Origin of the sequence: Blautia sp. AM47-4, assembly GCF_003479865.1 — a bacterium.
In the GTDB taxonomy this organism is placed as follows: domain Bacteria; phylum Bacillota; class Clostridia; order Lachnospirales; family Lachnospiraceae; genus Fusicatenibacter; species Fusicatenibacter saccharivorans.
In genome coordinates, this window is the sequence record NZ_QUHY01000050.1 from 1 (window position 1) to 10,776 (window position 10,776).

Annotated in this window: 9 protein-coding genes; 7 read left to right on the forward strand and 2 right to left on the reverse strand. The window is 47.2% G+C overall.

Annotated elements, in window-relative coordinates; genetic code table 11:
* The first annotated feature begins 365 nt into the window (after nt 1–365).
* Entirely contained in the window at nt 366–1,694 is a 1,329-nt protein-coding gene (locus tag DW965_RS17720; protein WP_119198639.1) for an IS200/IS605 family element transposase accessory protein TnpB, read from the forward strand.
* A gap of 216 nt (nt 1,695–1,910) precedes the next feature.
* On the opposite strand, the gene DW965_RS17725 is transcribed toward DW965_RS17720, so the two are convergent.
* Both DW965_RS17725 and DW965_RS17730 read right to left on the reverse strand, forming a co-directional pair.
* Nucleotides 1,911–3,854: a bifunctional diguanylate cyclase/phosphodiesterase gene (locus DW965_RS17725; RefSeq protein ID WP_119198640.1), complete on the reverse strand. Its 1,944-nt coding sequence runs from the start codon at nt 3,852–3,854 to the stop codon at nt 1,911–1,913.
* A 52-nt stretch (nt 3,855–3,906) separates the two neighbouring features.
* Nucleotides 3,907–4,125, reverse strand: coding sequence for a FeoA family protein (locus DW965_RS17730; protein WP_022461332.1), 219 nt, complete (start codon nt 4,123–4,125; stop codon nt 3,907–3,909).
* Between the two features lie 226 nt (nt 4,126–4,351).
* Here DW965_RS17730 and DW965_RS17735 point away from each other — a divergent pair, with 226 nt between their 5' ends.
* The 6 genes from DW965_RS17735 to DW965_RS17760 all read left to right on the forward strand — a co-directional run bounded on the left by DW965_RS17735 (nt 4,352) and on the right by DW965_RS17760 (nt 10,513).
* Nucleotides 4,352–4,825 (forward strand): hypothetical protein, encoded by a 474-nt coding sequence (locus DW965_RS17735; protein ID WP_119198641.1) that lies wholly within the window; start codon nt 4,352–4,354, stop codon nt 4,823–4,825.
* Nucleotides 4,826–5,044: 219 nt separating this feature from the next.
* Complete coding sequence (locus DW965_RS17740; protein WP_172680809.1) at nt 5,045–6,646, forward strand: ABC transporter substrate-binding protein; 1,602 nt, start codon at nt 5,045–5,047, stop codon at nt 6,644–6,646.
* 62 nt (nt 6,647–6,708) lie between these two features.
* Entirely contained in the window at nt 6,709–7,725 is a 1,017-nt protein-coding gene (locus tag DW965_RS17745) for an ABC transporter ATP-binding protein (protein WP_055227871.1), read from the forward strand.
* Nucleotides 7,715–8,620 carry an ATP-binding cassette domain-containing protein gene (locus tag DW965_RS17750; RefSeq protein ID WP_118601275.1) on the forward strand — a complete coding sequence of 302 codons (906 nt, stop codon included), beginning with the start codon at nt 7,715–7,717 and terminating at the stop codon, nt 8,618–8,620. Before DW965_RS17745 ends, DW965_RS17750 begins: the two co-directional genes overlap by 11 nt.
* A complete protein-coding gene (locus DW965_RS17755; RefSeq protein WP_330421261.1) occupies nt 8,610–9,623 on the forward strand; it encodes an ABC transporter permease in 1,014 nt (337 codons plus the stop codon). Before DW965_RS17750 ends, DW965_RS17755 begins: the two co-directional genes overlap by 11 nt.
* Nucleotides 9,620–10,513, forward strand: coding sequence for an ABC transporter permease (locus DW965_RS17760; RefSeq protein ID WP_022462541.1), 894 nt, complete (start codon nt 9,620–9,622; stop codon nt 10,511–10,513). Before DW965_RS17755 ends, DW965_RS17760 begins: the two co-directional genes overlap by 4 nt.
* Nucleotides 10,514–10,776: the final 263 nt, after the last annotated feature.

Sequence of the window (10,776 nt, forward strand, 5' to 3'; positions counted from 1 at the left end):
CATTGCATCCTACATTCTAACAGTTTAAGTAATGAGATGGATAAATCCTTACTGGAAGTAAGGGGATTACCCATAAATATATTGTAGTAGTGATGAGTTAGACGCGCAATTTTTTTAATATAGAACAGAACAAATGTTTGATATATTATTATGGATATGGTAAAATACTTTTATGGAGAAAGATATGTTTACAATTAATAAAAATGGTTTTTCCTATCCGGCGTCAAGGAAAGAGTTGTGGGGAGAACATTTGTGAAATCCGTCTTATTGTGCTGTAACGGTTAGTGACCGAAGCCGTGAACAGATACTTGCTTACATAGAAGGTCAGAAGGAAAAATCCCGTTAAAACCCGGAGGAGAAAGCGAATGAAAATCATATCCAGTTATGGTGTTGAATTACGAAAACAGAATATTCCGATCCGCCAGACACTGGAGATTTACCGTTCTGCTGTCCGCTATCTGGTCGAAGTGTATGAATCTGTGTGGGAAGAACTGGCCCAAATTGAGAACAGTAAGAAACGTTTCAATGCAGCGGAACATCTGGTGCATACAACGAAACGGAATCCGGCCCGGTTTGATTTTGATTTCTGCTTTCCCAAAATGCCATCCTATTTCAGACGGGCGGCAGTCCAGCATGCGCTTGGGAGTGTATCTTCTTATCGGACGCGTCTGGAACAGTGGAAAGCAGAGGGGGAGAAAACGGGAAAGCCGTATCTGAAAAGTGAACAGTATGCCATGCCTGTTTTTTACCACAATGTCATGTACCGTGAAAACACAGAAGAGAAAGATGCGGCCTTTTTAAAACTGTACGATGGACACGACTGGAAATGGTTTGCTGTGTGGCTGAAACATACGGATATGGAATACTTAAGAAAACACTGGTCGGGAAAAAAAGCTTCGGCTCCAACGTTGGAGAAGAAGCACCACAAATATTTTCTGCGTTTTACATATGCGGAAGAGGTATCTTTAAACCAGACACCTGTCAAAGAGCAAACGATCTGCAGCGTGGATCTCGGCATCAATACGGATGCAGTCTGTACCATCATGCGTCCAGACGGAACTATCCTGGGAAGAAAGTTTATTAACTTTCCCAGTGACAAAGACCGGATGTACCGTGTGCTGGGACGGATTCGAAGATTTCAGCGGGAACATGGATCGCGTCAGGTGCAGGGAAAATGGGCATATGCAAAACGTCTGAATACAGAGCTTGGCAGAAAAATTGCAAGGGAAATCGTTCTGTATGCGTCAGAAAAGAAGGCAGATGTGATTGTTTTCGAATATCTGGAAATGAAAGGAAAACTTTCCGGGAAGAAAAAGCAGAAACTGCAGATGTGGAGAAAACGTGATATCCAGAAACGGTGCGGACAGCAGGCACACAGAAAGGGAATCCGAATTTCCCGGATTTGTGCCTGGAACACGAGCAGGCTTGCCTTTGATGGATCAGGAGAGATTGCCCGTGATACACGGGATCATCGTCTGTGTACGTTTCAGACTGGAAAAAGATACAACTGTGATTTGTCAGCATCGTATAATATCGGAGCAAGATATTTTATCCGTGAAATTTTAAAACCCTTGCCGGAAACGGAAAGGTCTTTGCTGGAGGCAAAAGTTCCTGCAGTAAAGCGTAGAACCTCATGTGTTTATGCAGATCTGAGAGAACTGATTTCAGAAATGGAACTGCGTAAAGCAGCATAAACACAGGCAGATATGCAGTGGATTACCTGTTATGTGGAAACCTGCCGTATCCGGCATGGGAGAAGCACATATCTGTGCAAAATCTAAGTAACAGGCGTATCCGCCGATATTTGGTCTGCCGCCTAAAGCGGCCGGAAGCACGTGACTTTAGTCATGTGAGGTTCACTCGGTAGTAACTACCGGGTGAGATAACCATAGTATAGAATTCAGACTTTGTCAAGCGATCAGCTCTTCAAATTTTTTCTGTTCCATCGGTTTATAATAATAGAATCCCTGCAGCTCGTCGCATCCTTCGGCGATCAGAAAATCTACCATCTCTTTCGTCTCTACACCCTCGCAGACAATCCATTTGTCTGTGCGTTTTAAAAGATGGAACATCTCTTCCAGCACAATTTTTCCTTTTTCGGAGAGGCCCGCCGAGAGGAAATGTTTGTCAATTTTAACTTCATCAAACAGAATATCCTTCAGCGAATTTAAGGACGAATATCCAGACCCAAAATCGTCCATGGAAATGCGGATATCCCGGTCGTGGAAAAAGCGGATCATCTGGTTGACGGCATCAATGTTATGAATGTACGTTGTTTCTGTGATCTCAAAAACCAGGTACTTCGAAGGAATCTGATAATGATCGAGCAGCTGTGTGATCCGCTGTGTGAACGTATCGATCTTGCGGAAATGAATCGGCGACACATTCAGCGAGAGCGGCAGCAGCGGAAGTCCGTTTTCCCGGCGGTCAGCGAGCCACTGGAAAGCAGCATTATACACATAATAGTCGAGCGACTCAATCTCTCCGGTCTCCTCCAGAATCGGCAGAAAGCTGTCCGGGAACCAGAGCGTGCCGTCCTCGCGCAGCCAGCGTACCAGCACCTCGGCGCTTGCAATTTCCTGCGTTTTTCCGCTGATTTTCGGCTGGAAATAAATCTGAAATTCTTTTTTCGCAAGGGCATTCTGGAAGGAATGAATGGTCTCCGCGCGCTTCTGTTCCGTGCTGGAAAGCTCGGCGTTGTATTCGAAGACGCAGGTGGAAGTTTCCTTCGCACGCCGCCGCGCAATGTTGGCATGAGAGATGACTTCCTCCGTTGGTGTGTCCGTGTCATTCAGATAATAGACGCCAGTGTTCAGCGTCATGTAATTCAGCGGGTACGATTCCAGCACTTCGCGGATCGCCTGCTTGTGATAGGCGGAAATCTTTTCCCGCACCACGGCCGGATCCTGCCCGGTGATATCGATAATGCCGACAAAGATATCGGAGTGATAGCGGTTCACAAAGAGTGTCTGCGGAAAGAGTTCCAGCTTTTTCAGGATGAAATTCAGAATGTTCGTACCCATCTCATAACCCCAGTAATCGTTGATCAGATGAAAATTGTCGACATCCGTCATCAGAAAGGCGTACTGCTTTTCTTCGCTTCTGTTATTGAGAAGCGTAAAAATTTTTTCTTTTAAAGAATCCGTGGAAACGCTCTCAGCAAGCATACTGCGGCGGGCGGCGAGAGGTCCGTTTTTCTGGAGCTGTTTTTTATACCGCTTGTTCTGGTACATTTTTTCGTCCGCCATTTGCAGCAGATCCATGATCAGATAATAATGATTTTTGCAGCTCAGCTCATATCCGACGGCATAGCTCAGCGGGTGATCCGCCGTCTGGTTGTAGGTGTCGATCATCGTCTGCAGCTGAAGATTCATCTGCTCCAGCTGGTTCCAGGTTGCATGATTCTGCACAATGACAAATTCATCACCGCCGAACCGCGCCAGAAAGCTGTCCTCGGTCAGAATGCGGGTCAGATAGGAGGCGAAGGTCTGGATAAAGACGTCGCCTTCTTCGTGGCCGTACGTGTCGTTGATCATCTTTAAATTGTTCATATCAAACATCATCACGCCGACATCGAGTGTATCGTCCGCGTTCTGAAGCTGGAGGAGCTTTTCTTCCAGCGACTTTTTATCGTGCACGCCGGCGACATCAAAGCCGGAGCGGCGGATCAGGCTTTTCAGATAATCGGTAAGCGTCAGTGCAGAGGCGCAGCCGAGCAGCGTAAGGATAATCAGAAGCGCAAAGGCGCGATGATCCAGCCCACGCTTGAAATGCAGAAGCAGCGATGTCAGAAAGACGACATAGAATGCGATCTGCAGATAGCACAGTTTGATGATTTTTTTGTTCTTTTCCATAATACTCCATACTTTCTAAATGCGTATGCAAAAAGTGAACCCTGCCATCGGTTCAGCTGGCATACACAATAATTTTCTTGGCCAGACTCTTATCCAGCCCGATTTTACTGCCCTTCACCATGACGAGATAATAACCGTGAAGCTCCGACAGAATCGAAATCCTGGCCCCGGGAACAAACCCAAGCGACTCCAGATAATGACGCTGCTTTTCCTGGCCGCAGATTTTATTGATGACGTAAAACTGATTGAAATCGGTTAAATTTAAAGGCATGCAGTTCCTCCTTTATTACGAGAGTACATCGAGTTAGAATTGCCTAACAGACAGTATAGCATAACATATTTGGAACAAAATGGAAAACTTTTTCTTTGAGAAATTTTTTCAAAAAAGCTTTTATGGGGATGGACGTATTTTAACGTTTCTTATTTTGAGGGAATCATGTATAATGGAAATGAAACATCAGTGACAAACTATGACATGGGAAAAGGAAGAGAAAACAATGAAACCTAGAATAAAAATCCTGCTGCTTGCAGTTCTGATCGCAGCACTCTGCAACTGTATGCTGATGATCGGAATGACAAAAAAGAAAGAGAACAATACAATTCCAAAAGACGCCAGCCTGATCTGCGAAGAAACCGTATCGCCGAATAAGGACTATATTACGGATGAAAAAGACCTGGTGAATTACACCGTGCGCGTCTATCAGGAAAAAAACAACGACATCATCGTCTATGCGGAATCCAATTCGCCGCTGTTCGATGAAGCACAGTACATCGTAATATGCGACCACGCTATCACCGCCGACGATGTCCATATCAAATGGACAACCCTCATGGGCAGCACCGAAGCGAGCGAGAAAGATGAGATCGGACTCGCACACGTTTCGATCTCAAAAGACGGGGAAGTGTTCAATGAAAAGACGATCAGCTTTGTGGCGAAAGCGGTGAATGCGGTTACGGATGTGATAGGGTAAAGAAAATAGGATAACAAAAAAGAAACGGGCAACTCCCTCTGCATGAGACGATTAACTTTACGAGAAAAGAAAAAAATATCCCCCCACCCGGCTTGTGAGAGCCTGAAATATCAAATATAATGAACGAACAGTACATGGATCAGGCGCGCAGATCATGGGAGTACAAAGCAAAAAAGCGGTCAGTCCGGGTAAAAACGGTCTGAAAATGGGAGGAAAAGGATGAAAAAGAAAATATTATCTTTGATGCTGATGGTGTCTCTTGCAGCATCCCTTGCGGCATGCGGTCAGGACAGCGGGAAAAACAGCAACAGTACAGATTTGTCGAAAACAGAGACGGAAGCTTCTTCCGGCCAGACAGGGGAGGAAGAGACGACCCTGGTTTACGGTTCTGCTGATTATACCAGGATTAATCCGGCGATGGATGAGCACGGTGAAATTAATCTGCTGCTGTTCAACGGACTGACCGCACACGATGCGGATGACAACATTGTTCCGGGTCTGGCAGAAAAATGGGAGTACGATGCAGAAACCTGCACCTACACCTTTCATATCCGGGACGGCATCCAATGGCATGATGGAGAAAAATTTACGGCGGACGATGTGAAATTCACCATCGAAGCGATCATGGATCCGGAAAACGGATCTGAAAATGCACCAAATTATGAGGATGTAGAAGAGATTACAGTTATAGATGACAGCACCGTTTCCTTCCGCCTTTCCGAGCCGAACGTGGCTTTCCTGGAATACATGACGATGGCCATCCTGCCGAAGCACCTGCTGGAAGGTGAAAATATGCAGGAATCGGATTTCTTCCGTGCACCGGTTGGAACCGGCCCGTATAAACTGGAGAGCTGGGACGAAGGCCAGTCGATTGTTCTGGTAAAAAATGAAGATTATTACCTTGGGGCACCAAAGATTGACAAGGTCATTTTCAAAATTGTACCAGATGATAATGCACAGGCGATGCAGCTGGAATCCGGCGAACTGGATCTGGCGCTGCTTGACCCGAAAAATGCGCAGAATTTCAAAGAAAAAGACGGTTTTACCTGCTACGACATGACAACGGCAGATTACCGCGGAATCTTATTTAACTTTGCGAATGATTACTGGACGAAAAACAGGGACATCATTCCGGCCGTCTGTTATTCGATTGACCGCCAGGCCATTATCGATTCTGTGCTTCTTGGCGAGGGAATGGCGGCATACAGTCCGCTGCAGCGGAACATTTACAATAACGAAAACGTAGAACATTATGATTACAATCCGGAAAAAGCACAGGAAATTCTGGAAGCGGCCGGATGCACCAGAAACAGCGATGGTTTCTATGAGCGGGACGGCGAAGAAATCGGTTTTGTCATCAGCGTGATGTCCGGTGAGCAGGACCGCATTGATATTGCCCAGGCAGCAGCACAGCAGCTCCGGGAAACCGGAATCAACTGTACCGTAGAAATTCCGGCACAGATGGACTGGGGCGGACAGATGGCGTGCCTGATCGGCTGGGGAAGCCCGTTCGATGCGGACGATCATACATATAAGGTTTTCGGCACGGACAAAGGGGCGAATTATTCGAGCTATTCCAATGAAAAAGTAGATGAGTATCTGTCTCTTGCCCGTCAGAGTGACGATCCGGAAGTGCGGAAAGAATATTACGGAAAATTCCAGGAAGAACTGGCAGAAGATCCGGCCTATGCATTCATCTGTTATATTGATGCAAATTATGTGGCAGATTCCGGTATTCAGGGCATTTCCAAAGACACGGTGCTGGGCCACCACGGCGTTGGTATTTTCTGGAATATTCAGGACTGGACAATGACAGAATAAATAAAAAAGCAGACGAAGGGGGTATGTTTACCCCCTTTTTGTCTGTACAGGAGAAAAACGGAATGAAGGAACGATTAAAAGTGGAACATCTTTCCGTCAGCTTTTTTACGGATGAGGGGGAAGTACAGGCGGTCCGCGATGTCAGCTTTTCCCTGAATGCAGGTGAGGTGCTCGCTGTTGTAGGCGAGTCAGGCTGCGGAAAAAGTGTGCTCTGCAAAAGCATTATGAAGCTGCTGCCGGAGAATGCAAAGATCAAAAACGGAAAAATTCTGGTCAATGGAGAAGAAATTGCAGGATACGGGGAGAGAAGAATGCGGGAACTGCGGGGAAAACTGTTCTCGATGGTTTTCCAGAATCCGATGACTTCCTTAAATCCGACGATGACAGTCGGAGCGCAGATTGCAGAGGCAGTGCGGGCGCATCAGAAAGACATGGGAAAAGAAGAAGTGGAACAGAGAGTGACAGAACTGATGCAGCTGGTGGGAATCGAGCAGGCAGAAGAGCGGAAAAAGGCATATCCGTATCACTTTTCCGGCGGAATGCGGCAGCGGATCGTACTGGCGATTGCGCTGGCGGGCAATCCGGAAATTCTGTTTGCTGATGAGCCGACGACAGCGCTGGATGTGACGATTCAGGCACAGATTCTGGACCTGCTTCGGGAAATTCAGAAAAAACTGGGAACGGCGACGGTCTTTGTTACACATGACCTTGGCGTTGTAGCGCGGATCGCAGACCGGGTAGCGGTCATGTATGCGGGAAAAATAGTAGAGATTGGAACCGTGGATGAGATTTTCTATGATCCCCGTCATCCGTATACGTGGGGACTGCTGCGTTCCATACCGGCGTTTTCGAGGGGAAAAGAAAGCCTGCCGTCTATCCCGGGAATGCCGCCGTCTCTTCTCCATCCGCCGAAGGGCGATGCCTTTGCCAGCCGCAATGCTTATGCGCTGGAAATTGATTTTGAGGAGGAGCCGCCGATGTTCCGGGTCACAGACAGCCATTATGCGGCAACATGGCTGCTGGATGAGAGAGCACCGAAGGTTGTGCCGCCGATAGGAGGAAACACAGATGGAACATGAGATTTTGCTGGATGTGCGTCATCTGACCCATATTTTTCCACTGTCCCGGAAAACAGCAGTCAAGGCAGTCGATGATGTATCGTTTCAGATTCGAAGAGGAGAAATTTTTGGACTGGTAGGAGAATCCGGTTCCGGAAAATCTACCGCTGCACGCTGTGTGATGAATATTTATCAGCCATATGCCGGCCAGATTTATTATAAAGGGATTGATACCTGCGACAGAGGCCAGTTCCGGAAAAATAAAAAAATGCTGCAGACGACACGCCAGATGATTTTTCAGGATTCCGGTTCCAGTCTGAATCAGAAGATGAAGGTCCGCGACATTATTGAGGAGCCGATGCGCGTGCAGAAAATCCGGCCGCTGCGGGGAAGCTATGAGGAGGAAGCCAGATTCCAGATGAAATACGTGGGGCTGGATCCGGAATATCTGAAAAAATATCCGGGAGAATTGTCCGGCGGACAGCGGCAGCGCGTTGCGATTGCACGGGCACTGACGATGGAGCCGGAGCTTCTGGTGGCGGATGAACCGATTGCATCGCTGGACGCGTCGATACAGGCACAGATTGTGAATCTGTTCCGTCATCTGCAGAAGGAGCACGGTTTTTCGTTTCTGTTTATTGCGCATGATCTGGATATGGTCGAATTTCTGTGTGACAGAGTAGGTGTGATGTACCATGGAAAACTGGTGGAGACCGGCCCGGCGCGAGCCGTGTTTGAAAATCCGCTGCATCCATATACGAAAGCACTGATCGCGGCCATTCCGATTCCGGATCCGCGAAGGGAAAGAGCGAGAGCTGTACCGGATTTTTCCAATACAGAATTTCCCCGGACGGGAACACTGCGGGAAGTGGAAAAAGATCATTTTGTGCTGATGGAGGGAGGCGATGCAGGATGAAAAGCCGGAACAGAGTGCTTTACTATGGAAAAAAAGCAGCGGCATTTCTGGCAAGTGTTCTGCTGCTGTCTGTGCTCGTATTTTATATTTCAAGCTTGCGCCGGGAGATCCGCTGGTATCATATTACGGAGACCGCGTGGAAAAAATGACGCCCGAAGAAAGAGCGTGGGCCGAAGAAAAATTGGGACTGAAGGATCCCATTTCCGTACAGTATATCCGCTGGGCAGGCAATGCGCTGCATGGGGATTTCGGAATTTCGTACAAATATAAAATGGATGTAACGCGCGTGATCGAGGGAAGAATTGGAAATACGCTGGTGCTTGGCGGCATTGGATTTCTGCTGATTTTCACCCTCGCGCTGCTTCTTGGAATTTTCTGTGCATGGAAGGAAGATACTTGGCTGGACCGCATCATCTGTAAGGTGGGAACCATCACGGGATGTATTCCGGAATTCTGGCTGTCGCTGCTTCTGATTCTTGTTTTTTCCATGCAGCTCAAATGGCTGCCGAGTTCCGGTGCCTACTCTGTTGGAAAACAGGCAGATTTTTCTGACCGTATCTGTCATCTGATCCTGCCGATGACGGTCGTAGTGCTGAGTCATTTGTGGTATTACGCATACATGATCCGCAATAAAATTCTGGATGAAGTGCGGGAAGAGTATGTGCTTCTGGCAAGAGCCAAGGGGCTGAAACGAAAGACGGTTCTGTTCCGGCATTGCCTGCGGAATACGATTCCGTCGTATCTTGGCATCATGGCCATTTCTGTTCCGCATGTGCTGGGGGGAACCTATATTGTAGAAACGGTTTTCTCGTATCCCGGTATCGGAACGCTGGCGTATGAGAGCGCACGGTACAAAGATTACAATCTTCTGATGCTGCTTTGCCTGATGTCCGGAATCGTTGTGATTTTGTGCAATATGGCGGCACAGATCATCAACGAGAGAATTGATCCGCGGATGCGGGAGAAAGAAGCCGCAGAAACATCGGAGGTAATGATGCTGTGACAGAAAAAACACAATTATTTCAATTTGCAGGAGAGAGGCCTGCAGAAAAAACAGAAGCAGAAAAAAAGAAAAAATGGTATCAGGACCGGCCGGTGGCAGCAGAGCTTTTTCTGGGTCTTCTTGTGCTGGGCTGTCTTTTCTGTGGGCAGATCATGACGAAGGATCCCTCGTATATGGATCTGAAAAACTGTTCCGTCATGCCGTGCCGGGAATTTCTGTTTGGAACCGATACGATGGGAAGAGATATTTTCTCGATGATCTGGTACGGCGGCAGAATATCGCTGGCGATCGGTCTGCTTTCTACGCTGATTTCCACTGTGATTGCCGTTCTCTTCGGCGCAGTCAGCGGATGTGCACCGGCGTGGCTGGACGCGCTTCTGATGCGGCTGACCGAGATCTTTTTGTCGGTGCCGAATCTTCTTCTTGTCATTTTTCTTCTGGCTGCTGCGGGAAAATCCAATGTGATTACGATTTCTGCCGTGATCGGAATGACAAGCTGGACAAGCATTGCAAAGGTTGTGCGGACCGAAGTACGGCAGATCCGGAACAGTGAATACGTGATTGCGTCGCGCTGTATGGGAGGCAGTTTTTTCTATATTTTATGGCACCATCTGGCACCGAACTTTTTTTCGTCTATTATGTTTATGGTGGTTATGAACATCCGAAGTGCGATTGTAGCAGAATCCACACTGAGTTTTATGGGAATCGGTCTTCCGCTGGAGGTGATTTCCTGGGGCAGCATGCTGTCACTTTCGGAAAAAGCGTTGATGACAAAGGCATGGTGGATCATTCTGATCCCGGGTGTTTTTCTGATTGTGACGCTGCTTAGTTTTACAAGCATTGGAAATTATCTGCGGAAGCAGGCAAACAGAAAACAGAGAAATCTGTGAGCTGTTCAGAGAGGCTGCGGTCTGTGGGGAATCCCTGCAGACTGCAGCTTTTTTGTCTTGCAATCAAATACAGGGATTGCTATAGTGAAAAGCAGAAAGAGTATTTTTAATACCTAAAAACACAATAAAAATCTGATTATCCGCTAAAACACAGTATCTATCAGCATTTTCAAGGAAACAAACACATCAATTTACTACTTATTTACTACTAACGAATGAGCCTTGATACGCAAGTTTTCCTAGATATGCAAAGATATGGTACA